The sequence below is a fragment of the Enterococcus sp. AAFC-DPL-5146 genome (assembly GCF_058216635.1).
In genome coordinates this window covers 2,220,334-2,245,626 of record NZ_CM177103.1, presented here as the reverse complement: position 1 = coordinate 2,245,626, position 25,293 = coordinate 2,220,334, and the positions used below count along the sequence as shown (strand labels likewise).

22 protein-coding genes, 2 tRNA genes and 2 other annotated features are annotated in these 25,293 nt (G+C 33.8%); of the genes, 18 read left to right on the top strand and 6 right to left on the bottom strand.

Annotated elements, in window-relative coordinates; genetic code table 11:
• The first annotated feature begins 66 nt into the window (after positions 1-66).
• The 6 genes from glmM (at position 67) to glmS (ending at position 8,027) form a co-directional block, all read left to right on the top strand.
• Positions 67-1,422 (top strand): phosphoglucosamine mutase, encoded by a 1,356-nt coding sequence (gene glmM / locus AC4BB2_RS10240; RefSeq protein ID WP_490472836.1) that lies wholly within the window; start codon positions 67-69, stop codon positions 1,420-1,422.
• A 228-nt stretch (positions 1,423-1,650) separates the two neighbouring features.
• Entirely contained in the window at positions 1,651-2,508 is an 858-nt protein-coding gene (locus tag AC4BB2_RS10235) for an SAM hydrolase/SAM-dependent halogenase family protein (RefSeq protein ID WP_490472835.1), read from the top strand.
• Between the two features lie 12 nt (positions 2,509-2,520).
• Positions 2,521-3,072 carry an ECF-type riboflavin transporter substrate-binding protein gene (locus AC4BB2_RS10230; RefSeq protein ID WP_490472834.1) on the top strand — a complete coding sequence of 184 codons (552 nt, stop codon included), beginning with the start codon at positions 2,521-2,523 and terminating at the stop codon, positions 3,070-3,072.
• A gap of 133 nt (positions 3,073-3,205) precedes the next feature.
• Positions 3,206-4,915 (top strand): ABC transporter ATP-binding protein, encoded by a 1,710-nt coding sequence (locus AC4BB2_RS10225; protein WP_490472833.1) that lies wholly within the window; start codon positions 3,206-3,208, stop codon positions 4,913-4,915.
• Entirely contained in the window at positions 4,912-5,748 is an 837-nt protein-coding gene (locus tag AC4BB2_RS10220; protein ID WP_490472832.1) for an energy-coupling factor transporter transmembrane component T family protein, read from the top strand. The genes AC4BB2_RS10225 and AC4BB2_RS10220 overlap by 4 nt, the downstream gene beginning before the upstream one ends.
• Before the next feature lie 467 nt (positions 5,749-6,215).
• A complete protein-coding gene (gene glmS / locus AC4BB2_RS10215) occupies positions 6,216-8,027 on the top strand; it encodes a glutamine--fructose-6-phosphate transaminase (isomerizing) (RefSeq protein WP_490474690.1) in 1,812 nt (603 codons plus the stop codon).
• Positions 8,028-8,081: 54 nt separating this feature from the next.
• Here glmS and AC4BB2_RS10210 read toward each other — a convergent pair whose 3' ends face one another.
• Both AC4BB2_RS10210 and AC4BB2_RS10205 read right to left on the bottom strand, forming a co-directional pair.
• Positions 8,082-9,581 (bottom strand): ATP-binding protein, encoded by a 1,500-nt coding sequence (locus AC4BB2_RS10210; RefSeq protein WP_490472831.1) that lies wholly within the window; start codon positions 9,579-9,581, stop codon positions 8,082-8,084.
• On the bottom strand, positions 9,578-10,270 hold the full coding sequence (locus tag AC4BB2_RS10205; protein ID WP_490472830.1) for a response regulator transcription factor: 693 nt from the start codon (positions 10,268-10,270) through the stop codon (positions 9,578-9,580). The genes AC4BB2_RS10210 and AC4BB2_RS10205 overlap by 4 nt, the downstream gene beginning before the upstream one ends.
• Before the next feature lie 123 nt (positions 10,271-10,393).
• Here AC4BB2_RS10205 and AC4BB2_RS10200 point away from each other — a divergent pair, with 123 nt between their 5' ends.
• Entirely contained in the window at positions 10,394-10,735 is a 342-nt protein-coding gene (locus AC4BB2_RS10200) for a hypothetical protein (protein WP_490472829.1), read from the top strand.
• A gap of 278 nt (positions 10,736-11,013) precedes the next feature.
• Here the strand turns inward: AC4BB2_RS10200 and AC4BB2_RS10195 are convergent, their stop codons facing one another.
• On the bottom strand, positions 11,014-11,910 hold the full coding sequence (locus AC4BB2_RS10195; RefSeq protein WP_490472828.1) for a C40 family peptidase: 897 nt from the start codon (positions 11,908-11,910) through the stop codon (positions 11,014-11,016).
• A 401-nt stretch (positions 11,911-12,311) separates the two neighbouring features.
• Between AC4BB2_RS10195 and AC4BB2_RS10190 the strand changes: the two genes are divergently transcribed.
• The 5 genes from AC4BB2_RS10190 to AC4BB2_RS10170 all read left to right on the top strand — a co-directional run bounded on the left by AC4BB2_RS10190 (position 12,312) and on the right by AC4BB2_RS10170 (position 16,369).
• On the top strand, positions 12,312-12,893 hold the full coding sequence (locus AC4BB2_RS10190) for a TetR/AcrR family transcriptional regulator (protein WP_490472827.1): 582 nt from the start codon (positions 12,312-12,314) through the stop codon (positions 12,891-12,893).
• Positions 12,894-13,030: 137 nt separating this feature from the next.
• Positions 13,031-14,122 carry an ABC transporter permease gene (locus AC4BB2_RS10185; protein WP_490472826.1) on the top strand — a complete coding sequence of 364 codons (1,092 nt, stop codon included), beginning with the start codon at positions 13,031-13,033 and terminating at the stop codon, positions 14,120-14,122.
• A gap of 4 nt (positions 14,123-14,126) precedes the next feature.
• Positions 14,127-14,798, top strand: coding sequence for an ABC transporter ATP-binding protein (locus AC4BB2_RS10180; protein WP_490472825.1), 672 nt, complete (start codon positions 14,127-14,129; stop codon positions 14,796-14,798).
• A 166-nt stretch (positions 14,799-14,964) separates the two neighbouring features.
• On the top strand, positions 14,965-15,255 hold the full coding sequence (locus AC4BB2_RS10175) for a hypothetical protein (RefSeq protein WP_490472824.1): 291 nt from the start codon (positions 14,965-14,967) through the stop codon (positions 15,253-15,255).
• A gap of 136 nt (positions 15,256-15,391) precedes the next feature.
• The gene (locus AC4BB2_RS10170) at positions 15,392-16,369 is read left to right on the top strand and encodes a tetratricopeptide repeat protein (protein WP_490472823.1); all 978 of its coding nucleotides are present in this window, start codon (positions 15,392-15,394) and stop codon (positions 16,367-16,369) included.
• A 532-nt stretch (positions 16,370-16,901) separates the two neighbouring features.
• Here AC4BB2_RS10170 and AC4BB2_RS10165 read toward each other — a convergent pair.
• Positions 16,902-16,973 (bottom strand) — tRNA-Arg (locus tag AC4BB2_RS10165).
• Between the two features lie 59 nt (positions 16,974-17,032).
• Here AC4BB2_RS10165 and rpoN point away from each other — a divergent pair.
• A complete protein-coding gene (gene rpoN, locus AC4BB2_RS10160) occupies positions 17,033-18,355 on the top strand; it encodes an RNA polymerase factor sigma-54 (RefSeq protein ID WP_490472822.1) in 1,323 nt (440 codons plus the stop codon).
• Between the two features lie 92 nt (positions 18,356-18,447).
• Here the strand turns inward: rpoN and AC4BB2_RS10155 are convergent, their stop codons facing one another.
• A complete protein-coding gene (locus AC4BB2_RS10155) occupies positions 18,448-18,942 on the bottom strand; it encodes a GNAT family N-acetyltransferase (RefSeq protein ID WP_490472821.1) in 495 nt (164 codons plus the stop codon).
• A 483-nt stretch (positions 18,943-19,425) separates the two neighbouring features.
• Between AC4BB2_RS10155 and AC4BB2_RS10150 the strand changes: the two genes are divergently transcribed.
• Positions 19,426-20,553, top strand: a complete 1,128-nt coding sequence (locus tag AC4BB2_RS10150; RefSeq protein WP_490472820.1) for a hypothetical protein — start codon at positions 19,426-19,428, stop codon at positions 20,551-20,553.
• Between the two features lie 261 nt (positions 20,554-20,814).
• Here AC4BB2_RS10150 and AC4BB2_RS10145 read toward each other — a convergent pair.
• A tRNA-Thr gene (locus AC4BB2_RS10145) sits at positions 20,815-20,887 on the bottom strand.
• A 263-nt stretch (positions 20,888-21,150) separates the two neighbouring features.
• Positions 21,151-21,385: a binding site (T-box leader), on the top strand.
• A 94-nt stretch (positions 21,386-21,479) separates the two neighbouring features.
• Positions 21,480-21,730, top strand: a binding site (T-box leader).
• Positions 21,731-21,791: 61 nt separating this feature from the next.
• Between AC4BB2_RS10145 and AC4BB2_RS10140 the strand changes: the two genes are divergently transcribed.
• Genes AC4BB2_RS10140 through AC4BB2_RS10125 form a run of 4 tightly spaced genes read left to right on the top strand, consistent with a single transcriptional unit; the run spans position 21,792 to position 25,283 of the window.
• Positions 21,792-22,640: a MetQ/NlpA family ABC transporter substrate-binding protein gene (locus tag AC4BB2_RS10140; protein WP_490472819.1), complete on the top strand. Its 849-nt coding sequence runs from the start codon at positions 21,792-21,794 to the stop codon at positions 22,638-22,640.
• Positions 22,637-23,707, top strand: coding sequence for a methionine ABC transporter ATP-binding protein (locus AC4BB2_RS10135; RefSeq protein ID WP_490472818.1), 1,071 nt, complete (start codon positions 22,637-22,639; stop codon positions 23,705-23,707). Before AC4BB2_RS10140 ends, AC4BB2_RS10135 begins: the two co-directional genes overlap by 4 nt.
• Positions 23,708-23,744: 37 nt before the next feature.
• A complete protein-coding gene (locus AC4BB2_RS10130) occupies positions 23,745-24,425 on the top strand; it encodes a methionine ABC transporter permease (protein ID WP_490472817.1) in 681 nt (226 codons plus the stop codon).
• 24 nt (positions 24,426-24,449) lie between these two features.
• Positions 24,450-25,283, top strand: coding sequence for a MetQ/NlpA family ABC transporter substrate-binding protein (locus AC4BB2_RS10125; protein ID WP_490472816.1), 834 nt, complete (start codon positions 24,450-24,452; stop codon positions 25,281-25,283).
• Positions 25,284-25,293 lie beyond the last annotated feature (10 nt).

The following is a 25,293-nucleotide window of genomic DNA, read 5'->3' as shown; positions in this document are numbered from 1 at the left end:
TCATATGGATGAGTATTTCTCTTTAGGTTGAACGATACTATCTTAGCAAATAGAAGGAGAGTTATAATGGGTAAATATTTTGGAACAGATGGTGTTAGAGGAATTGCAAATAAAGAGTTAACACCAGAATTAGCATTTAAATTAGGTCGCTTTGGCGGATATGTATTAAGTCAGCATGAAGATTCAACAAGACGCCCAAGAGTATTAGTTGGTCGTGATACTCGTATGTCAGGCCAATTGTTAGAACAAGCCTTAATTTCAGGTCTGCTATCAGTGGGTATCGAAGTATTTCAATTAGGAGTTATTTCAACACCAGGAGTGGCTTATTTAACAAGATTACAAAAGGCGTCTGCAGGTGTAATGATCTCAGCTTCACACAATCCTGCTGAAGATAATGGGATTAAGTTTTTTGGAGCAGATGGATTTAAACTAGTTGATGACCAAGAACTTGAAATTGAAGCATTGCTAGATGCAGAAGAGGACAATTTACCACGCCCTTCAGCAGAAGGTTTAGGGTCACTTGATGAGTTTCCAGAAGGTCTATTGAAGTATTCACAATTCCTTGTTCAAACAATCCCTGGAGATTTATCTGGACTATCGGTCTGTATTGATGCAGCAAATGGAGCAACTGCAACTTCTGTCAACCGTTTATTCGCAGATTTAGAAACAGATTTTTATACAATGGGAACTACTCCCAACGGTTTAAATATCAATGATGGTGTTGGCTCGACACATCCTGAAAAATTAGCGGAGATGGTTGTCGAAAAAGGTGCTGATGCGGGTCTTGCTTTTGATGGAGATGGTGATCGAATTATTGCTGTTGATGAGTTAGGAAACATTGTCGATGGCGATAAGATTATGTTCATCTGTGCAAAATATTTAGCTGAAAAGAACCGTCTAAAAAAAGATACGGTCGTAACCACAGTTATGAGCAATCTTGGTTTCCGTAAAGCTGTTGAAGCAGCAGGTATGAAAGATGTGATTACTCAAGTAGGTGACCGATATGTTGTAGAAGAAATGCGTAAGAATGATTATAATTTTGGTGGGGAACAATCTGGCCATATGATTTTCTTGGATTATAATACAACCGGTGATGGAATGCTTTCTGGTATTCAATTATTAAACGTAATGAAGCAAACAGGTAAAAAATTATCTGAGCTAGCTTCTGAGCTGACAGTTTATCCACAAAAATTAGTGAATATTAGAGTAACTAACAAACATGGTGCCATGGAAGTTCCTGCAATCAAAGAAATTGTTGAAACAATGGAAGCTGAAATGAATGGTGACGGACGTATTTTGGTTCGTCCTTCAGGTACAGAACCATTATTACGAGTAATGGCTGAAGCTCCAACGCAAGAGAAAGTTGATTACTATGTCGATAAAATTGCTGATGTAGTAAAGGTTGAGATTGGTGTAGGTTAGTACATTATTTATAGTTTCTAAGATAACCTGTATACATAATTATGTAGCAGGTTATTTTTCTATTTCTGACAATGACGAACGATCTTTATTTTTATCTATTTATTGTTCGACAATTGAATTGACAGATGATTAATAAAAAGGTAATATGTTTGAGAAATGATAGGAGAAAATAGTTATTTTAACCTATTTTTTTTTAGACGATACATTTATTTAGAGAGGGGTAATGAGGTGGGAAAGTATTTAGTTTTACAAACAGATTTTGGTCTTGGTGATGGAGCGGTAAGTGCCATGTATGGTGTCGCGCATATGGTTAGTGATGAGGTTACCATAGGTGATTTAACCCATGAGATTCCTCCTTATGATATCTGGGCGGCATCTTATCGCCTATATCAAACAGTAAAATATTGGCCTAAAGAAACGGTCTTCGTTTCAGTTGTTGATCCAGGTGTGGGGAGTGCAAGAAGAAGTATTGTAGCAAAAACAAAGTCTGGACATTATATCATTACACCAGATAACGGCTCTTTGACACATATTTTCCACTATCAAGGAATTGAAGAAATACGTTTGATTGATGAAGTAACTAGCCGCTTACCTCATTCAGAAGAGAGTCATACGTTTCATGGTAGAGATATTTATGCTTATAATGGAGCGCGTTTGGCTAGTGGTGAAATCACTTTTGAAGCACTTGGTAGCATCGTTTCGATGGATTCTATCGAAAGTTTACCATTACTTGAAGCAAAACAAGACGAACAGATTTTAGAAGGTAGTATTGATGTGTTGGATATCCGTTTTGGTTCTTTATGGACTAATATTCCATTGGCTTTTATGAAGACGGCGAAGATTGCTCACGGTGATCAATTACAGGTTACAATCTATCACCAAGGGAAAAAAGTTTATCAGAATATCATGACCTTTGCTAAATCTTTTGCAGATGTTAATATTGGGGAACCATTAGTTTATGTTAATTCCTTAGTAAATATTGGTGTAGCAGTTAATCAGGATTCTTTTTCTAAACTGTATCATATTGGAACAGGGACAGATTGGACGATTCAATTAAGAAAAGCACCAAAGATTATTTTTGAATAGGAGTGGGAAAACATGAAAAAAGATTTTTCTGTAAAAACAATCGTAGCAATTGGTATCGGATCAGCAGTATTTGTTATTTTAGGTCGGTTTGTCGTTATTCCAACAGGATTTCCTAATACAAACTTAGAAACCGCTTATCCATTTTTAGCGTTAATTTCTGTTGTTTTTGGGCCTGTTGCAGGTGGATTGATTGGATTAATTGGTCATACCTTAAAAGATTTTACAACTTATGGCAGTGCCTGGTGGAGCTGGATCCTTTGTTCTGGTATCATAGGAGTAGTTTATGGTTTTGCTGGCAGAAAAATTGATCTTCAGCATGGTGAGTTCAATAAAAAAGACATTATTCGTTTTAATATTTATCAAGTAATTGGAAATGCTGTAGTTTGGGGATTGATTGCGCCAACATTAGATGTTTTGATTTATAGCGAACCTGCTAGCAAAGTATATACACAAGGCGTGATTGCTGTAGTCTTAAATGTCATTGCTGTAGGAATTATTGGGACATTATTGATGGCAGCCTATGCAGCAACTCGTACAAAAAAAGGCAGTTTAACAAAAGATTAATTATGTAGTAAAATAGTAATAGAACAAATACGATTTTTTAAAATAACAGCAAGGGCGAGAAAAAGCAAGCTTGAGTTTTTAAGTTTAATGACCTTTTCTTGTCCTTTTTACATAGAATAAAGGAGCGGCGTCGATGAAAAAACCATTAATCTCTTTCGATAACTTTACTTTTCAATACCATAGCCAAGCTGAACCAACATTACATAATATTGATTTAACAATTTATGAAGGTGAAAAAATTTTGGTTGTTGGTCCAAGTGGCAGTGGTAAATCAACTTTTGCACAATGTATCAATGGGCTGATTCCTTATAGTTATGAAGGAGAAATAACAGGTAAGGTAAAAATTGGAGATAAAGATCTAACTGAAACAAGTTTATTTGATTTATCTTTTGATGTGGGAACAGTATTGCAAGATACAGATGGTCAATTTATCGGATTGACTGTAGGCGAAGATGTTGCATTTGCGTTGGAAAATGATGAAGTTCCGCAAAAAGAAATGAAGAACGAAGTTGCTCGGTGGACTGAAGTTGTTGGACTGAAAGATTTTTTAAAGCATCGTCCTCAAGATTTATCTGGTGGGCAAAAACAACGTGTGTCGATGGCAGGTGTCTTGATTGATGAAGCGCCAATCTTATTATTTGATGAACCCTTAGCTAATCTTGATCCTCAAGCAGGGAAAGAAGCGATTGCTTTGATTGATGAAATTCACCAAAACACAAAAACAACCGTTTTGATTATTGAACATCGTTTAGAAGATGTTTTATATCGTAAGGTTGATCGTGTGATTGTTTTTAATGATGGTCGGATAGTCGCAGATTTACCAACAGACGAATTGTTAAAAACAAGTATTTTAACAGAGCAAGGTATTCGGGAGCCGTTATACATAACAGCCATGAAGTACGCCGGTGTAGACTTGGAAACAGTTGATTATTTGTCTGATATTGAAAAAGTTCAAGCACCAAACCTAAAAGAACAAATGGAAAAGTTTATGAAAAAACAGTCACTACTCTCAGAAATCAAATTGTTATCGCCTTTATTGGAACTAAAGAAGGTGACCTACCAATATAAGAAAAATGATCGTTGTGTTTTGAAAGATGTTTCAGTAACGTTTAACCGTGGAGAAATTCTTAGTATTGTTGGAAAAAATGGTGCTGGAAAATCTACACTAAGTAAAGCAATTTGCGGGTTTGTTACTCCTCAATCAGGAAAAATGCTTTGGGAGGGACAGGATTTTTCACAGTTTTCTATCAAAGAGCGTGCTGACAAAATTGGTTTTGTTATGCAAAATCCAAATCAAATGATTTCTAAGAAAATGATTTTTGATGAAGTTGCTTTGGGATTGGTTTTGAAGGGGATTCAAGAAGAGGAAATTAAAAACCGTGTTGAAAAGGTCTTGAAAATTTGTGGTTTATATTCATTTAGACATTGGCCGATTTCAGCTCTTAGCTTTGGACAAAAGAAAAGGGTGACGATTGCCTCTATCTTAGTTTTGGAACCAGAAATGATCATCTTAGATGAACCAACAGCTGGGCAAGATTTTAAACATTATACTGAAATGATGAGTTTTTTGAAAACACTGAACGGTATGGGAATAACAATTGTCATGATTACTCATGATATGCATCTTATGTTAGAATACACAGATCGAGCATTGGTTTTGTTTGATGGTAAAATCATCGCCGATACAACGCCGGTGAAAGTCTTGACTGATTCTCAGTTAGTGGAACAAGCTTCGTTGAAAGAAACAAGTTTATTTACCTTTGCTCAGCATTTAGGGATGAAAGATCCATTTTTGTTTACAGAGAATTTTATGAAATACGATCAGGAGGTCCGTTTGAAATGAATGAACATCAAATGTTAGGCTATATACCTGATAATACAATCATCCATAAGTTGAATGGAACAGCTAAATTGGTCTTTTTAATTCTCTTATCAATTGCTTGTATGACAACTTACGATACGCGTTTTCTTATTGGTATGACGGTATTGTCGTTGATTTTATTTAAGCTGTCGAATATTAAGTGGCATCAAATATCATTTGTAGTAAAATTTATTTTTATTTTTTCACTACTGAATATCATTGCTGTCTATCTGTTTGCTCCAGAATATGGAGTGGAATTATATCATTCTAAAACAGTTATTTGGCAAGGAATAGGCCGTTTCACACTGACGCAAGAGCAATTATTTTATGAGTTCAATTTAGTTCTGAAATATTTTTGTACCATTCCTTTAGTATTGATTTTTCTTTTAACCACTAATCCAAGTGAATTTGCTTCAAGTTTAAACCGGATTGGTGTTAGTTATAAAATTAGTTATGCTGTAGCATTAGCAATACGTTATATTCCAGATATCCAAGAAGATTTTATCAATATCTCTCTTGCTCAACAAGCACGGGGATTTGAAATGTCTAAAAAAGGCAAACTTTTACAAAGATTGAAAGGAACGGCTCAAATTGTTTTTCCATTGATTTTTTCTAGTTTAGATCGGATTGAAACGATCAGTACAGCAATGGAATTACGTCGCTTTGGAGAAAAGAAGAAGAGAACGTGGTATGCTCAAAGACCATTTCATAGAGTTGACTTTGTAGTTATAAGTTTAGCCATTCTATTGACAGTAATTAGCTTTGCACTATTTAAAGTTAATGGAGGTAGGTTTTACAATCCGTTTGTATTATAATTTTTTAAAGAGACTGGGATATGACTCGTAGAGTTTTATTTCAGTTTTTTTAGACTATACCAATTTTGGATTTCTATGAATGTGTTGACATTTATATTTCGTTTGAGTTATTATTAATGGAGTTTCTATTGAAATTTATTTCAAGGAGGATAGTTAGACCAATGATGGAATAGCGCCAGGCCTGGAAATTCAGGTGACGAGGAGAGAGCTTATCGAAAGATTCGGCGGATAGCTCTAGGGACTGCACTCTACAAGTTAGAAGGAAAAAGTAATTGCAAAATTACAACAGAAGTCTAGCTACGCAGAATAGAAACGTATGATGAAAAATCAAGAAAATGGAACTTATTGATACTTTTTTATTGAAAGGTCTTTTAACAGGAAATGACTGAATCTAAATTGTATATTCATTAACTTCTTTTTTCTTGATTATTAACTTAAGACAATTGAGAAAGTAGGAAATGATTATTATGTGTGGAATCGTAGGGATTATAGGAAAAGAAAATACAACGGATATTTTGGTGCAAGGTTTAGAAAAATTAGAATATAGAGGATATGATTCAGCCGGTATTTTTGTATCAGGGGATGAAAAGCAAGAGTATTTGGTAAAGTCTCTTGGGAGAATAGCTGATTTAAAAGCACAAATCAAGCCAGAAGTTCAAGGGACTATGGGAATTGGCCATACACGTTGGGCAACTCATGGGAAACCAAGTGAAGGAAATGCACATCCTCATACATCAAGTAACGACCAGTTTGTTTTGGTACACAATGGTGTAATCGAAAATTTTGAAGAAATCAAACAAGAATTTCTTCAAAATGAACAATTACAAGGAGATACAGATTCGGAGATTGTTGTGAACTTAATTCAATATTTTTCACAAAGTGGGTTGTCAGCAAAAGAAGCCATGAAAAAAACTTTAACTGTAGTCAGAGGTTCGTATGCGTTTGCTTTAATTGATAAAAATAATCCAGAGGCAATTTATGTAGCAAAAAATAAAAGTCCGTTATTGATTGGGCTTGGAGAAGACTTCAATGTTATCTGTAGTGATGCTATGGCTATGCTGAACCAAACGAATCAGTTTGTAGAAATCGCTGACGGTGAACTAGTGACAGTAAAATCGAATAAAATAGTTATTGAAGATGAAAAAGGTGCTTTGGTTTATCGCGAATCATATGAAGCGCAATTGGATTTAAGTGATATTGAAAAAGGAACATATCCGTATTACATGTTAAAAGAAATCGATGAACAGCCAACGGTTATGCGCCGAATCATTCAGGAATATACAAATACAGCTGGAAAAACTATGATTGATGAGAAAATCATCAAAAAAATGACTGAAAGTGATCGTATTTATATTATTGCTTGTGGCACTAGTTATCATGCTGGTTGGGTAGGTAAAACAATTATCGAGAAAATGACTAATATTCCAGTTGAAGTTCATCTTTCAAGTGAATTTGGTTATAATATGCCATTATTATCAGAGAAACCGTTCTTTATTTTCTTAAGTCAAAGTGGCGAAACAGCAGACAGTCGTCAGGTATTGGTACAGACAAATGCTCTTGGACTACCGTCATTAACAGTAACGAACGGAGCAGGCTCTACGTTATCTAGAGAAGCTGATTATACGTTACTTCTTCATGCAGGACCAGAAATTGCTGTAGCCTCTACAAAAGCTTATACTGCACAAATAGCTGTTTTAGCCATTTTAGCTAAGGCAGTAGGAGATAAAAAAGAAAATCAAGTATCTATTGATTTTGATATTGCTCACGAATTAAGTGTAATTGCAGCTGTTATGGAAACAATCATTGATGAAAAAATGATCATCAGTCAGTTAGTGGAAGACTATTTATCAGATACAAGAAATGCATTTTATATTGGACGTGGTGTAGATTACTATGTATCAATGGAAGCAGCATTGAAGCTAAAAGAAATTTCCTATATTCAAGCGGAAGGTTTTGCTGCGGGAGAATTAAAACATGGTACAATTGCACTGATTGAAGAGGGGACACCTGTTTTTGGTGTGATTACAGATGAAAAAACAGCAGCCCATACTCGCGGAAACTTAAAAGAAGTTGAAAGTCGTGGGGCACATAACTTTGTCATTGCGTTGGCTTCATTGTCTAAAGAAACGGATCAATTGATTTTACCAGATGTGTATCCACTATTGACTCCATTAGTTAGTATTGTACCAACACAATTGATTGCTTATTTTGCAACATTACAAAGAGGCTACGATGTGGATAAACCACGTAATTTAGCGAAAAGTGTAACAGTAGAATAAATGAAAGAAGCAACTGAAATCATCTGCATTTAGCATGATTCCAGTTGCTTCTTTCTATTGAAAGGGAATTTTAACATAAAAAGTAGTTCCGGTTTGTTTGTCACTACTAACCGTTAAATCAAACTGATGTCGTTGGGCTATTTCTTTAGCTATTGCTAGTCCGAGTCCTGTGCCATCTAATTGTTCTTTTGACGGTGCTTGATGGAAACGTTGAAAAATTTCTTTTTGCTCTTTTGAAGAAATATAAGAACCCGGATTATGAATACTAATTATCAAGTTATTCATATCAATTTTGGACTGGATAGTTATTGTTTCTTGCTTTGGTGAAAACTTAAGTGCGTTTTCAATCAATATAACAAACAACTGTCTAATTCTACCGTAATCTCCATTTACAATAATTGGTTGTTCTACTGAATTTTCTAATAGTAATTTTTGTTCTTTTTCCGATGCTTTCAAGCGTAGGCTTCTTAAGCTATCAGATAAAATATCATTGATTGCCACAGGTTCCATTGTTATTATAAATTCAGGGTTTTCTAGTCTTGATAGTTCTAGTAAGTCATTGATTAAGCGTTCTAAAACTATTGATTCAGTTAACAGTTGTTGGTGGTATTGCTGGATTTTATCGGGTTGATTAATCAATCCATCAATTAAAGATTCAAGAGATCCACGAATCACAGTTACAGGTGTCCGAAGTTCGTGAGAAATTGTAGATAAGAAATTTTTTTGTGCCTGTTCTCGATTTTCTCTTTGAAATTTGGCTTCAGCAAGTCTATTTTTTAAAATCGTTAATTTTTCTCCTAATTGACCTATTTCATTCTTTTCAACAATATCCAACGATTCTTCATAATTTTCCACAACAAGTTCTGCAGTGAAATGACTCATTTTATTGATCGGCGCAATGAATTTTTTTGATAGTAAAATGGAAATAAAGAGCCCAATACTCCAAGCTATCAAAATACTAATGAAAAGCAATATGTAGCCTTGCTTTTCTTCTTTATGAACAGTTGATACTGCTGAATGGAGTAATACAACGGCTAGCACATCACCGTTACTGTTTTTAATAGGTGCACCAACTGTAACAGTGGGTTCTCCAATGAAATTACTAAAGGCATCACTAGTAGTTGTTTTGCCAGTATACACTTTTTTTATAACATCACGAGCATTTGTTGGCAATTTATTGTACTCTTTATTGTGCATGCCGTGACCAACCGTGATAGTATTGGCATTTTCATCAACAATCCAAATGTCATCCATTGCTAATTCATCCATGAACTTCAGAAAAGAAGAATAACCCATTCCCATCTTCATTTTGGAGCCAGATTCCATCATGTCATGCATAGAAGAACTATTTTTTCTGGTTGTTTTTTCTTGTTCAGAAAAGTAATCAGTTAAGGTGTCAGCAATAACCACCCCGCGTCGAGTCATTTCTTCACTATGAATAGTGATTGTTTGTTTAGAAAATAATATACCAAATGCCACACCAATCACTAGCGAAAAAAGTAATAAAGTAAGTGAAAAATAAAGAATGAGTTTTCTAGTTAATTTATTTTTCATTTTTTTCCCTCAAACTTATATCCCTGTCCCCAGACCGTAGCGATTTCCCAATTTTGATGGTTAACTTCATCTAATTTAGCACGTAATCGTTTGATATGAGTGTCAACGGTTCTAGAATCACCATAGTAATCAATGCCCCATAAACTATCCAGTAAATTATCTCTAGAAAATACTTTTTCTCGATTGGCCAAAAGTAGCCAAAGAAGTTCTAATTCTCTTTTGGTTAATATAATTTCTTGTTGCGAGATAGTTATTTTTTTTTCTTCTAAATAGACAATTAAATTATCGTACGTTAATTGTTCCATCTTATGTTGGTTATCTTCAGTCCGCTCAATTCGTCTTAAAATAGCTCTGATTCTAGCCATGACTTCACTCGGAGAGAAGGGTTTAACAATGTAATCGTCGGCACCAATATCTAATCCCATGATTCGATGATAGTCGTCACCTTTAGCTGTAACCATGATGATTGGTACATTTGAGTATTCTCTTATTTTTTCACAGACACCAAATCCATCGAGTTTTGGAAGCATGACGTCAAGTAAGATAAGCTCAATCGAGTGATTAGAGAACTTGTCTAGAGCCTCTTGCCCATCAGAAGCAATAATTGGAAAGAAACCTTCTTTTAAAGCATATTCTTTTAGGACTTCCGTAATTTGTGAATGGTCATCAACAATCAAGATGTTTTTCATGAAATATCCTCCTATAGTCTTCTTTTATTATAGTCAATAATTCTGAATTTGGGGGATTTTTTTTCGACACAAATTCGACACAATTAGCGGATAAACTATAGAAAAGATTGGGGGAATAAAGAAATGAAGAAAAAAATAATTAGTGGGCTCACCATGGTTTTATTTACAGGTCTATTCGGATTTGTGACAGTAACCGAAGCTATTGGAAATTTTGATTCTAACAGGGACCATACAGTTGATATGAGACATCGAGCTGATAAAAACTGGGACTTGAAAAATGATAAAGTTAATGTATTGAAGAATAGAATCAAATCGGGTGGATTGTCGAAAGAAGATGCCTCTGATATTCAAAATGAGGGTCAAGAATCAACTGACTATCTACATCGAAGAGAGAGTAGAGAACGTAGTCATATGTATGAAGACAATACAAGATGTTCTAGTAGGATGAATAATTCTTACCGGTAAAAAAACAGTTAAAATACGCAAAAAAAAATGTTCCCCCATTAGATTAATGGAGGGAACACAAATCAAATTACACACAAGAATAAAATACCATATTTACTTATAATTCTCAATAATTTCGACCTATATATAAAAAAATGAGAATATTTTTAGAGTGAAAACATAAAATGTTTAATATTCTATTTTTTTTGTCAATTTTTATATGAATTTTTGTGAAAGGGTAAATAAAAAATCATTGCTCATTCTTGAAAGCAATGATTTTTTTATTTAAGTGTCAATTATTAAACTCGTACTGCAAAATCTGGTGAAAAAGAAGCAACTGTAGCAACTTGTACAACATCACCAGGAACGGGAGCGTGAATGTAAGAGCCATCACCTGTTGAGATACCTACATGATAGGTTCCACCGTGGTTTCCCCAAAAAACTAAATCACCGGCTTTAGCTTCAGATACTGGAATTGTGGCTCCAGCTGTTTCTTGGTCAACGGTCGTTCTGCCTATAGATTTTCCTGCGGAGGCAAAAGCAACTTGAACCAATCCAGAACAATCGAAGGAGTCAGGGCCGGCTGCACCATAGACATAGGGTTTGCCTAAATGTGTTTTTGCTGCAGCGACAATAGCAGAACCAGTATCCGTTTGTTTTGTTTGTTCAGCTTGTTGTTGCTTTGCTTGTACTACTTGTTTTGATAATTGAGTTTCTTGTTCATTGATTTGTGATTGTTGTTTTGAAATGGTTTGTGTATCAATTTTTAAAGATTCTTGTTGATGTTTTAATTCAGCTAACTGCTCTTTTTTTTCATCTAGAATGTTGACTGTTAAATCATCTTTAATAACAATTGGTGAAAAGAATGAGTTAAGATCACCAGTTTGTTTGCTATTATTTGTGGTAACAATATTTCCAATAGACTTCAGGTTTTCTAACTGATTCAGATCAATTTGGATTTTTTGAATCTTTTCACCTAAAGTAGATAATTGATTATTAGTTTCGTTTTGTTGTTCTGAAAATTTCTGTTTTGTTTCTTTTAGTTGTGATAATTTTTGCGAAGACTCCGTAATGATTTTTTCTGGAGTAATTGTTTCCTCAGCAGGGTTTGCAAATGCTTGATTACTTAATAGTAGACCCGTAGAGAGGGTTAAACAGCTCAGAAATAATTTAGTAATAAATTTATTTTTTTTCAAAAAAATACTCTCCTTAAAAGTTAAAATGTGTCTATACGTTAGTTAGTAGAACAGAAAAGCTATAAAATTGCTTCTATTTTTCTAAGACCAACTAGTATTTAAACATAGGTAACATAAATAGTCTGTAAAAGGGAGGTTAAATGTTTGTTGCCATAGTTACAAAAAACGATCATTTATTTCGATATAAATGATAATTGTAATGTAAACGTTGTTAAATTTCGATAACATCAGTTATTATTTTGAGTTGACATCTAATAGTCATTTAGTAGGTATAAAACAAGATGAAATTAAGCGTAAAAATGGGATGTTTGTCTAAGTCACTATCTTTTTTTTTGATTTTGATTTAAAATAGTCCATAAAGTCTTTGGGAAGTAAATGTGTGAAAGGTTGGAGGATAGGGAATGAAAAAAGAGAAAGTGTTTGAAGTCACTCATCAGTCGATTTTAGAAACTGCGAAAGAACTTTTTTTAGAAAACGGGTATAGAAATACTTCAACTCGTGATATTGCCAAGGTGGCAAATATTACACAGCCAGCATTGTATTATCATTTTTCCACGAAAGAACGGTTGTTTATCGAAATTAACAAACAAATTGGAAGCCAGTTGAAAAGTGAGATAGAGCAAATTGGGCAAAGTCCAGATTCTTTGGAAAATCAATTGATTAAATGTACAAACACACTATTAAATGTATATCATAGAGATATTTTTTCTTTTATTCATCAAAGTGCTGCTGAAATGGAACAGGAAAATAAAAATCAATTGTTTCATATACTAAATGATTATTATCTAGAACCATTGCAGTCTATTTTTGAATCAAGCCAAAGTACATTGAGTGCTAAAATTACGTCACGAAAGGCTGCGCAGTTTTATCTGATGAGCTTGTCCTTATTGTTTTCAACCATTCACCAAATTTCTACAGAAAAAGAACGATCCGAACAAATCGCAGATTTAATGGAAATGGTTTTACATGGTGTATTATCTTAAAGAATTAATCAATGTTTTTATCAGTTGATAAAAAAGTTGTTTAATTCTTTTTTTCATGGTAATATTTTTATCAAGCGATAAAAAAGTGCTTTTTTTTGGTCATTTTTTTATCAGTTGATAAAAAAGAGGTGGAATCTATGTTTTTAGGTTTAGAAGAGATGAAATATTTTAAACTTCGCTATACTTTAGTGGTGGGTGTTATTGTTTTAGTGGCTTATGTTGCATTTATGTTGTCTGGGTTAGCGAATGGTCTTGCTCAAGGTGTACGACAAGGTGTAGACAATTGGAATGCGACAAGTATCATCTTATCGGAAGATGCAAATAAAAGTTTGAATGCATCAAGTTTAGTTATGGGTGATTTGAATCAAGTCGAAGCAAAACAGAAAGAAGCACTGGGACAATATGCAGGTGCTTTGAATAAAGTCGGTCAAAATAAAGAGTCTGATAAAATCAATATTTCTCTGTTTGGTGTGAATGAGAATAGTTCAATCAAACCCAAACTAGTAGAGGGCCGTTATTTTGAAAATATGGGAGAAATCATTATTCCCAAAAATTTAGTGGATAAAGGAATCAAGTTAGGTGATACTGTAAAAATCGGGAAATTTGATAAAGAACTAAAAGTTGTCGGCATCACCAAACAAAATAGTTTTAGTATCGTACCATTAATCTACACGTCTATAGATCAATGGCAAGAACTTAAATTTGGAAAAATTATCGAAGGAGATCAAGCACCTATCAATGGAATTGTTGTTCGATCTACTCCAACAAATAAAATTAAGTTTAAAAATGATAACGATAATTTAACTAAATACGATATTGAAGCGTTTATCCAAAAATTACCTGGATACAGTGAACAAAATCTTACGTTGAATGCAATGATCTATTTCCTATTTGTGATCACAGCGGCGATTATTGGGATATTTATCTATGTAATGACCTTACAAAAAATTAGTTTATTCGGTGTTATGAAAGCACAAGGGATTTCTAATGGATACATTATAAAATCAATTATTGCTCAAACATTTATTTTAGGAGTGATTGGCGTTGCAATTGGTGTCGTTTTAACACTGCTTACAAATCTAGTATTACCATCTGCTATGCCATTTGAATTAGATCGTGTTAATTTAGGAATATACAGTATTGTGTTGGTCTTTGTTGCTGTATTAGGCGGAGTTTTCTCAATTCGTACAGTTACTCATGTTGACCCAATGAAAGCGATAGGAGGGTAATAAAATGACTGATATTTTAGTAATGGATGATATTCGTAAAACTTTTGGCAAAGGACATGCAAAAGTTGAGGCGCTAAAAGGAATTGATTTAAAAGTTGAAGCAGGAGAGTTTGTCAGTATCATTGGTCCTTCTGGTTCCGGCAAAAGTACGTTTCTAACAATTGCTGGAGGATTACAAACCCCTACATCGGGCACTATTAGAATTAACGGCAAAGATTTTACCAATTTAAATGAAAAAAAACGTTCAAGACTAAGATTTGAAGAAATTGGCTTTATTTTACAAGCATCTAATCTGATTCCTTTTCTTACGGTGGAAAAACAATTTACCTTAGTAGATAAAATTGAAAAGAAAAAAACAGAAACACAACGAATCAACGAGTTATTGTCTTCGTTAGATATCGCAGATTTAATTCATAAATTTCCAAGAGATTTATCTGGTGGAGAACGTCAACGAGTGGCTATTGCTCGTGCATTGTTCAATGAACCAAGTTTGATTTTAGCCGATGAACCGACTGCTAGTTTGGATACAGAGCATGCGTATGAGGTTGTAAAACTTTTAGCAAAAGAAGCACACGAAAAACAAAAAGCCACGATAATGGTTACACATGATCCTAGAATGATTGAGTGGAGTGACAACGTTTATCGTATTGAAGATGGTGAATTAACAAAGGAATAATAAGAAATTATGAGAGGAGAAATAGACGAAAAGTTTATTTCTTTTCTTTTTAATTTTAAGTGTTATAAAATTGAATTTTAGGTTATGATGAGAGTGGAGAAAAAGTAAATGGTTGAAAAATTTTAGTTGGTAAAAAGAATTAAATAGCAGAGAGTGAGGCAAGGCAATGGATAATCGAGTAGAGGTAATGACTTTTTCGCAATTAAAGAATCTTGTGAGTGAGTTAGAGGCAAATGAGCTTATCAGTGAGGACACAAAAATATTTATTGATACTGGTTGGGACAGTGTTCAAGAGGTTGAACCAAATGCCTTTCATGTGGAGGAAGTTGTAGAATTTAAAGTACAAGATGAGCTAACAAAAGAATTTTACGTTGGTTTTACTTTGATAGAAAAAGCAGAGCGTATGCAGGCACAAGGACAAGAGGAAACGGCTATTATTATAAGAAACTTATATTAAAAAATAGTAGTTCTCGTTAGAATATATCAAGCTTGAAGTAAAAGTTTTCCCTTTTTAAAGTATACACACTATTTCTTTTCGATGTCATTTACTTAGAATAAGTGCTATATCATGAGAAATAACCATTAGGAAGGTGGTGTTTCTATTGACAAATAAAATTCCATTTCCAAAGAATTATGAGCGGTTTATTGAGTTGGGACAAGAAGCTATGAAACAGAATAAATTAAATGAAGCAGTAGGCTATTTTGAACAAGCTTATGCAATTCAACAGGATTTTCCACTGAATTTGGTGCTTGTAAATACGTATTTACAAGTGAATGAAAATGAGAAAGCTTTATCTTTAGCATCTGAGATGAAAGAAAATTATTTTGCTTATTTAGATTATTTGGAACTTTATATACAAATTTTGATCAAAAATCATATGTTTATTCAGGCACATAGCATAATCAATGAGCGCATCATGATGGAGAAAAGTGGAGAAATGAGGAAATTGATTTCTTTGAAAAAGAAGGTTCGTCATGTTGAATTGATGTACCAACAATATGAAGTTAGTAAAATCAAAGAATTAAAAGAAGAAATGAGCTACTTAAATACACATAATTACTATGAACAGTTAGCTATCTTAAAAAAAGCTGGAAAGCTCCCTCAAGACGAATTTATTATGATGGGAAAAAAGATTGTGTTAGACGCTCGAGTACATAATTTGGTTCGGTCATGGGTATTAGAAGAACTGGCCAATCTCCATGTTAAAGAAGAAATCAACTTTCTTTGGAGAGATAACAAAAAATATACAATTATCCCAGCTACTGTGGGTACACCGTTAGACAGTGCAGCTTATCAAAGAATCTTATTGTTTTTAGAGAAAGAACTGATTAATGATGATCCTATTTTATTAGTAGATATTATGGAAGAAATCAGGTTACATTTTGCCTTATTATATCCTTTAGCAGACGAAATCATTGAAAATCCGAAACTATGGGCGATTACTTATATTATTTCCTATAATCAGTCTATTGCAAAAAAGTATGAATTGGACGAAGAGCAAACGGAGATAGAAAAAATCCAGAAGTTGCAAAGCAAAATTCGCATTGAGCTTGAAAAAATGGCTTTATAGATGGAAAAAGAGTAAAGGAAAGTAAAATTCCTATACTCTTTTTATCTAGAAATGATGGATAAATCTATCTTTTAGACCTAAGTTTAATAAATACTAGGAGGGCAAATGAAAGAATAAAATACAAGAGAATTCCTCCTTGCAAAAAGGTGATGACTAAAAATAAAAACTGGTAATCAATAGTCGTAAACTGATTTAAATAATGACTGAAAATAAATTCTGAACAAGCTAAAAGAAGGGATACAACTAATAGCCTTGAATGATACTGACTCAATAAGATCAACTACCCTAACTAAAATTATTTGTTGGAAAAGTATAATAACACAAAAAAATTTGATTTTTAGATGAATTCTATAGATGGGTGTAATCATGTAGAAAATCATGGTAAATTATAGTTGGAATAAATAAAAAATCACTACTTTATTTATAGTGATTAGGTTTTAATTATCTTGTTAATATAACATACTATAGATACATCAACTTTTAAATTATGCTATAATTCTATATATAGCAATCTACTATTAGTTGAAAATGACGCGCCCTGAGGGAATCGAACCCCCGTCTCAAGAACCGGAATCTTACGTGATATCCACTACACTAAGGGCGCAAGCACGTTTATTAGTTTAGCTGATATTTTGATAAATTACAAGGGGAAGGACAAAAATAATGAAATTTGAACAACATTTATCCCAACAACAAAAACAAGTCCAAAAACTTGCAATGACCCAACAATTACAGCAATCTATCCAAATTTTACAATATAATTCAGAAGAACTTTATTCATATATAGAAGCCAAAGCATTGGAAAATCCTTTAATTGATATTCAGTCAGAGACAAACTATGGAGATTATGCAAGTTCTGGCAGTCGAACGTATACTAATGAAGAAAATAATTATATAAATCAGATTCCTGATAATCATATGTCGCTCTTTGAGTATTTGATTGATCAAATCCATTTGAACTATCGAGATACATATCTTCGAACTTTAGTGTTATTTTTAGTTGAGTATATCGATTTGAACGGTTATTTGATGATTGACTTAGATGAAGCGGCGGAAAAGACAGGAGCAAAATTAATCGAAATGCTGGACGCTTTGACCTTGATCCAGCAATTAGATCCGGCAGGTGTGGGTGCTAAAGACTTACGAGAGTGTTTAATGTTGCAAGTTGAGCGTGATGATACTGCACCAGCTTTAGCCTATATCGTAATTGAAGAAGAGTTTGATCATTTAGCGAATCGTAAGTGGGGATTGATTGCTAAAAAATTTGAAGTGGAATTGTCAGATATTCAGACAATTTTTGACTATATTCAAACTTTGACGCCAGCTCCTGGAAGCATATTTGAATCTACGTCAGGACTTTATATACGCCCTGATTTAACTGTGAGGATTAAAGAAAATCAGTTATCGATCCTTTCTAATAAAACCGGTGCACCAACGATTCAGTTTCAACAAGCTTATTTTGAACGAATGGAAGCAACTGATGACAAAGAAGTTAAAGCGTATATCAAGGAAAAGAAAAATGAATTTGAATGGCTAGAAAAAACAATTATTCAACGTGGGGACACGATTTTAAGAGTCGGTAAAGAGATTGTTAAACGCCAGCAGGAATTCTTTTTTAAAGAGGATCGGCCACTAAAACCAATGACTTTAAAAGAAATTGCAGAAGCATTGAATGTTCATGAATCAACAGTTAGCCGCACGGTTAATGGAAAATACTTAGAAACAGATTTTGGTGTTTTTGAACTTCGGTCGTTTTTTTCACACGGTTTATCAAATGAAAGTACTGGTGAAGAAACTTCGACAGGCAGTGTAAAAAAACAATTACAAGCGCTAGTCGATAATGAAAATAAAGCAAAACCTTTATCCGACCAAAAATTAGTTGATTTACTAAAAGAACAGGAAATCGAAATCTCTCGCCGTACCGTTACAAAATATAGGGAAGCACTAGGAATCCCATCATCTTCTAAGCGAAAGAGATATGATTGATTAGATAGGATAAAAAAAGAAGAGCTGCTAGCAGCTCTTCTTTTTTTATCTATAGTGGAAATAGCAACCTCTGTTAGTGATTTGTAAAAAAATTATGGACGCCAAACCAAATGTTCAGAAGGTAAACCATCTTCAATTCCTTGCCAAACAGAAACAAAATGATATTTTTTTAATAGGTGCTTTGATGCACTGTTGCTTGGATCAATAATGGCATAAACGGTAGATTTAGATAATACCTTTGACTGTTTTATTAGGCTCAACAAAGTAACAATAATTTGAGTGGCATAGCCTTTACCCCATTTTTCCGGTAACAACATATAGCCAATTTCTATTTTATGATTCTCATCCCAAGAAAGTTTACCAAAGCCGATATAGGTTTCTTGATCAAAGATTTTATAGTAGCCAGTTTGATCATTATGAGAGGCATTGTATGCAAGAATTTTTTTGAAATTTTCGGCAACTTCAGTTTCCGTTTCGGCTTTTTCTGTGATGTAACGCATAACACGAATATCTTTAGTGAGAATGGAATAAAGTGATTGATCCTGTTCTTGATAAAAATCAATAGTTATATTGCTATTTACAAACATTTTTTCACCTCTTTGAAAGTCTTTATTTTTATTATACTTGTTTTCAAGAAAAATAGAATATGAAAAAGTATAAGGATTCTTTGACAGCCAAGTGTTGTATAAAAGAATGAATTTAGATTTAATCAAAATAGTATAACAAAGGATTAACTTATTATAGATAAATTATTGCTATTTTCTAAAAAAACTAACCATAATCTAACACTGGAATTGTTATTATAGACTTGTCTGTCAGTAATGAGTGGTTAAAAGGAGGGATTGGTATGATATAGTTTTACGAAATAGTTTCATGGAAAGAATGTATTGATCCTATTTTATTCAGAAAATTAGTTCTATTAAAAAGGTTTCCTCTAATCGAAGATTAAACTTCTAAATGATAACGATTTCATCATAAGGGTAATCATATCGAAGTAGAGTACGTTTATTCTTGAACATTTAAAAATCTTGTTTATCATTCTAAAATACACAATAGAAGGAGACGTTATTATGAAAAAAAGAAACATATATCTGGTTTTACTTTTAATATTAGTTATATCGATTGGGACACTTACAGTTTATAATTTTAAGAATAAAACTAACCCTTCAAAAATTCAATCAGAAGAATCTTCTACCCCAAGTTCTAAAAAGAAAGCCTCTTCATTAAAATTTACTTTAGATAAAAACAAACCTCCATTTAAAGATTTGAAGAAAGATTGGGATTCAATGGATTTTGATCGTTATTTTTTGATGGGTGCTCAACAAGCATGGGAAGCTTGGCCACACGCAGGTGAAGTTTGGCAAGGTGCTGACTATACTAAATATGGGTATGGGCTTGCAACTGAGACATACACTTGGATTGCCCATCCTGATCAAACGATTGAAAAAATCTATACGAAGGATTTACCGGATGATATACGTAAGAAAATAGAGATACCATTACTGTTCATAGAGGATACCTACAATGGACAACCTCTTGCTGCAACGATTGAAAAAGATAACTATTTTGATCAACCCTATCAAAAGAATGAATTGGAAGCATTACCAAAATCAACCATTCATTTTGCAATCAATACCCATGAATTGTTCCATGGATTTCAAGGAACTTGGGAGTTGAAGAAAAATAATTATGCTAATGTTATGGATGCAGATTTTTCAGAGAAAATGGAAAAATCTGCTGCAAATAAAGAAGCGAGAAAAATACGAGCGAACCTGATGCATAGTTTACGAAAAGCAATTTTACTTCCGGAAAAAGAAAAAGAATATCTAGATGAGGCAAAATATTGGCACACAAAATATCAGACAGAACATAGTGAGGATGCCGAATTTGTAAGAGGAACTGATTTACATGAAGGATCAGCAAGGTATTTTGATGATGCAATGAGTGTACGCTCTGTTCTTGGTATGAATGCATCGAAAGACGAGATATTTAAAGCCTATCAGAAGATGGTAAAGCTAGACTTTACAGAAGAAAAAGACTTAAGAGGACCGGATGAATCTTATGAACTAGGTGGATTTGCTGGTATGTTATTAGAAAAGCATAACGATAATTTAGATTGGCAGAAAAGAGTAGAGAAGGGTGAATTGTTACTTGATATATTACTAGAGGACTACGAAGCAAAATTACCCACAAAATAATCAATAGGCTGCAAAGTTTTACGTCATGAATAAACTTTGATTGGAAAGTGTAAAATAAATTATGTACGTTACTTGATCTAAAATGGGAAACGTACATGGTTTATTTTATATTCCATAATACCCTAGATGAAGGAATAGCTTATTGAACCATACAATAAATAAAAATTTTCACCAAAAATCAATACAATGATTTTCAAGAGGATGTTGTTCTATAGAAAATTATGTAGAAAAAAGAACCTTGATATATCAAGGTTCCCTAAGAGCCACCTGACGGATTCGAACCGTCGACCCCCACCTTACCATGGTGGTGCTCTACCAGCTGAGCTAAGGCGGCATAATTATGTAACACAGATACCAGATTACCGCAGATACTATAGTTTGTCAATAAATTTTCGTGAGTAGAATCAATAGACTTGCTTAGGTGTATGTACAGGATTTAAAATACCCATAAGGAATAAAGATGACTATAACTGCAGTTGAAAAAAAGAACTATCTAAAGTTTTTTTGAGAACAATAGTCAAGCTGCAGGAAATAATTAAAAAAACATTTGACAGGAATTTTATTTTCCAGTAGAATACATCTTAACAACAAATGAATAATAATCCGTTGAAGAGAAGAGTAAATTTGGATGTGCTTTACTAGAGAGTCTCGGTTGGTGAAAAGAGACAAGTGCAAAAGAGTTGAAGATGGCCTCAAGAGGATAAGCTGTTGATAAGTAAGCAGCTTCGGGAAAGCACCCGTTATCAAAGCGACAAGTTAGAAGACTTGGTTTAAGAAAAGTAATCACGATTACTTTAAAACAAAGGTGGTACCGCGATTATTCGCCCTTTACTAGTGTAGACTAGTAGAGGGCTTTTTGTTTGTTCATAACTAATTTAGCTAGTGAACGAGACAAGTCTATAAATACTAAGTAATACAATTAAATAAATAAAGCAATGAGATGGAAAGTACAGATGGAATGTTATCTAACAGAGAGCTTGGGTAGCTGAAAACAAGCGATAAATGAAATCTGGAAAATGGCCATTGAGCAGCGCTTCGAGTGAATAGTTCATAAGAAAGCGACGGATGCACCCGTTAACATGCTAGAGTATAATCAATTTTCATTGACGTACTTGATAAGGATATCTATGTGAGTAGATATCAAATAGAGGTGGTAGCACGCAAAAGCGTCCTCAAATGTATAGTTTTTACATTTGAGGACGCTTTTTCTTTTTTATAAATAAATGGAGGGATAGTAGATGAAAAAAAGTGTGTGGATTACATTCTTAGTTTTGATAGGTATGTTCACAATCTCAGCTTGTGGCAAGGGTGGTGGCTCTGCTATAAATACAGAAAAAGAAAATAAAATTATTCGAGTTGGGACATCACCAGGTCCCTACAGTGAATTATTTTTAGAAGGAATAAAGCCAATCTTAGAAAATGATGGTTATCAAATAAAACAAACAGAGTTCACAGAAGTAATTCAAGCTGATGTTGCATTGACAGAAGGAGCAATTGATCTAAATGTCGATCAGCATACTGCCTATATTAATAATTTTAATGAGAACAAAGGAGCTAACTTGATTGGAATCATACCAATCCCCACCGTTCCAGCAGGACTTTTTTCAGGGGGGAAAAACAGATTAAACGACATTTCGTCAGGTGACAAAATAGGTATACCAGATGATCCTTCAAATACTGCTCGGGCATTCAACTTATTACAAAAAGCCGGATGGATACAATTAAAAGAAGGGATTGACCCAGTTAAGGCAACGAAAGAAGACATTGTCAGTAATCCTAAAAATTTGAAACTCATACCCATGGCTTCAGCACAAATTCCTAGGAGTCTAGAAGACTTAGACTTTGCGGTGATTCCAGGAAGTATCGTTTACAGTGCCAAGCTTGATCCTAAAACTAGCTTACTTTCAGAAGATGTGTTAAAAGACTACGAACTAGTTGTGACAGTTGATGAAAAAAATAAAGAGAGTCACTGGGCTGATGCAGTAGTCAAAGCCTACCAATCCAATGAGTTTAAAAAATATTTAAATGAACATAATCAAGAAAATTATTGGTTTATTCCAAAAGAATTAGAGGAGGAGAAAAAATGATTGAATTAAAAAATATAGATGTCACCTTTTATCAGAAAAAACAGCAAATCAATGCAGTAAGGGATGTTTCACTAACAATTGAAAGAGAAGACGTATTTGGAATTGTCGGCTATTCAGGAGCAGGAAAAAGCACGTTGGTTCGTGTCATTAATCTATTGCAACGTCCAAGTTCTGGTGAGGTCATTATTAATGACAAGAATATTTTAGACTTTTCAGCAAAAGAGTTACGTGGACAACGTAAAAAAATTGGCATGATCTTCCAACATTTTAATTTAATGAAAGAACGTACGATTTTTGGGAATATTGATTTCTCATTGAAATATTCTGGATTAAGTAAAGAACAACGAAGGAAAAAAATTGAAGAATTACTAGAACTTGTCGGCCTCTCAGATAAAATAGAAGCCTATCCAAGCCAACTATCTGGAGGACAAAAACAACGAGTAGCAATTGCTAGAGCGTTAGCCAATGATCCTGAAATTTTATTATGTGATGAAGCGACTAGTGCTTTAGATCCTAAAACAACGATTCAAATTTTAGACTTATTAAAGAAATTAAATAAAGAGTTAGGGTTAACAATTGTTTTGATTACCCATGAAATGCAGGTGGTTAAAGAAATTTGTAATAAAGTAGCTGTGATGGAAGACGGACAGGTCATTGAAAAAAATGATATCGTATCGATATTCAGTCAACCAAAAGAAGCCTTGACGAAGGACTTCATACGCACGGCAACACATATTGATCAAGCGTTAGAAACGATTGTTCAACATCCTAGTTTGACTGATTTAGGTGGAAATGAAGTGTTAGTTGAATTTTCTTATGTAGGCGAGCAGACAAGTGAACCGCTGATTGCTCAGTTATACAGTAAGTATCATGTTGTGACGAATATTTTATACGGAAATGTTGAAATTTTACAGCAAGTGCCTATTGGAAATTTAATTGTAATTCTTTCGGGAGAAGAACATCAAAGGGAAAAAGCATTGGATTTTTTACAAGAACAAGGAGTAAAAATAAAAATTTTAAAAGCAGTGGAATCGAAAGAAAAAATTGTACCGTTACATGTGATTTAAAAAAAGTAAATACGGAATAAGAAAAGGAGTGTCCTACATGCAAAATTTTTTACAACAGTATTTTCCAAATGTTTTACAGTTAAAACAAGAATTTATCAACAGTACGATTGAAACACTTTATATGGTTTTTTGGACAGCGATTATCGCGGGGGCGCTGGGAACACTTCTTGGTGTAATTCTGGTGGCAACAGGTCCGCAAGGTATTTTAAAAAGTAGTTTCATTTACAGTATCTTAGAAAAAATCATCAATGTATGCAGATCCATTCCTTTTATCATCATGCTGGCACTGATTCAGCCAATCACTCGTTTTTTAACAGGAACAACGATTGGGACAACGGCTGCTTTGGTGCCGCTGGTGATAGGGGTAATTCCATTTTTTGCGCGACAGATTGAAAATGCGTTATTAGAAGTTGATCCTGGTGTAATTGAAGCAGCAGAATCAATGGGAACCAGTCCGTTGGGCATTATTTTTAGAGTTTATTTAGTTGAAGGCTTACCAAGTATTATTCGGGTCTCTTCGGTTACAATCATTAATTTGATTGGTTTAACGGCTATGGCTGGTGCAATTGGTGCTGGAGGGTTAGGAAATTTAGCAATCACAAGAGGCTATAATCGTTTTCAAACAGATGTTACAGTTGTTGCAACAGTGATTATCTTAGTTTTAGTATTTGCCAGCCAGTTTATTAGTAATACATTAATCAAAAAAATATCACATTAAAAAATAAGAAAAGAGGAATTTATAATGAAAAAAATAGTTAAAATTATCGGTTTAGCAGTAACAATCGGGTTTGTATTAGCAGGATGCTCTACCGGAAGTGCGAAAAGTGAAAAAAATGAAGTTGTAAAATTAGGTGTAGTTGGTGCAAATAATGAAGTGTTAGAATCTGTAAAAGAACGTTTAAAAGGGGAAGGGATTGATCTTCAACTAGTAGAATTTTCTGATTATACGCAACCAAATGCAGCTTTAGCCGAAAAAGAAATCGATTTGAATTCATTTCAGCATCAAATATTTTTAGATAATTACAATAAAGAACACAAGACAGATCTTGTTTCAATCGGTAATACTGTCAGCGCGCCCTTAGGAATTTATTCTTCCAAAATCAAAGATGTGAAAGAGTTAAAACAAGGCGCTGAAATCGCTATTCCAAACGATGCGACAAACGGTGGACGAGCATTGCTATTATTACAGACTGCGGGTTTGATCAAAGTTGATTCAGCAAAAAAACAAACGCCTACAGTGAATGATATTACAGAAAATAAGTTAGATTTGAAAATCACTGAATTGGATGCATCACAAACTGCAAGAGCACTTCAAGATATTGATGCTTCTGTAATTAATAGCGGCATGGCTGTCGATGCTGGTTTTACACCAACAAAAGATGCCATTTTCTTAGAACCGGTAAATGACACATCTAAACCGTATGTCAATATTATCGTTGCCCGTAAGGCGGATGAAGACAATAAAACATACAACAAAGTAATTGATGCTTATCAACAGGAAGAAACAAAAAAAGTCATTGAGAAAACGTCAAAAGGTTCGAGTATTCCAGCTTGGGAAACATTTGGCAGAAAATAAAAGGGGGGAA

Coding starts and splice junctions, on each gene's coding strand:
- glmM (WP_490472836.1), top strand. CDS start 67: ATGGGTAAATATTTTGGAACAGATGGTGTTAGAGGAATTGCAAATAAA.
- AC4BB2_RS10230 (WP_490472834.1), top strand. CDS start 2,521: ATGAAAAAAGATTTTTCTGTAAAAACAATCGTAGCAATTGGTATCGGA.
- AC4BB2_RS10225 (WP_490472833.1), top strand. CDS start 3,206: ATGAAAAAACCATTAATCTCTTTCGATAACTTTACTTTTCAATACCAT.
- AC4BB2_RS10220 (WP_490472832.1), top strand. CDS start 4,912: ATGAATGAACATCAAATGTTAGGCTATATACCTGATAATACAATCATC.
- glmS (WP_490474690.1), top strand. CDS start 6,216: ATGTGTGGAATCGTAGGGATTATAGGAAAAGAAAATACAACGGATATT.
- AC4BB2_RS10210 (WP_490472831.1), bottom strand. CDS start 9,581: ATGAAAAATAAATTAACTAGAAAACTCATTCTTTATTTTTCACTTACT.
- AC4BB2_RS10205 (WP_490472830.1), bottom strand. CDS start 10,270: ATGAAAAACATCTTGATTGTTGATGACCATTCACAAATTACGGAAGTC.
- AC4BB2_RS10200 (WP_490472829.1), top strand. CDS start 10,394: ATGAAGAAAAAAATAATTAGTGGGCTCACCATGGTTTTATTTACAGGT.
- AC4BB2_RS10190 (WP_490472827.1), top strand. CDS start 12,312: ATGAAAAAAGAGAAAGTGTTTGAAGTCACTCATCAGTCGATTTTAGAA.
- AC4BB2_RS10185 (WP_490472826.1), top strand. CDS start 13,031: ATGTTTTTAGGTTTAGAAGAGATGAAATATTTTAAACTTCGCTATACT.
- AC4BB2_RS10180 (WP_490472825.1), top strand. CDS start 14,127: ATGACTGATATTTTAGTAATGGATGATATTCGTAAAACTTTTGGCAAA.
- AC4BB2_RS10175 (WP_490472824.1), top strand. CDS start 14,965: ATGGATAATCGAGTAGAGGTAATGACTTTTTCGCAATTAAAGAATCTT.
- rpoN (WP_490472822.1), top strand. CDS start 17,033: ATGAAATTTGAACAACATTTATCCCAACAACAAAAACAAGTCCAAAAA.
- AC4BB2_RS10155 (WP_490472821.1), bottom strand. CDS start 18,942: ATGTTTGTAAATAGCAATATAACTATTGATTTTTATCAAGAACAGGAT.
- AC4BB2_RS10150 (WP_490472820.1), top strand. CDS start 19,426: ATGAAAAAAAGAAACATATATCTGGTTTTACTTTTAATATTAGTTATA.
- AC4BB2_RS10140 (WP_490472819.1), top strand. CDS start 21,792: ATGAAAAAAAGTGTGTGGATTACATTCTTAGTTTTGATAGGTATGTTC.
- AC4BB2_RS10135 (WP_490472818.1), top strand. CDS start 22,637: ATGATTGAATTAAAAAATATAGATGTCACCTTTTATCAGAAAAAACAG.
- AC4BB2_RS10130 (WP_490472817.1), top strand. CDS start 23,745: ATGCAAAATTTTTTACAACAGTATTTTCCAAATGTTTTACAGTTAAAA.
- AC4BB2_RS10125 (WP_490472816.1), top strand. CDS start 24,450: ATGAAAAAAATAGTTAAAATTATCGGTTTAGCAGTAACAATCGGGTTT.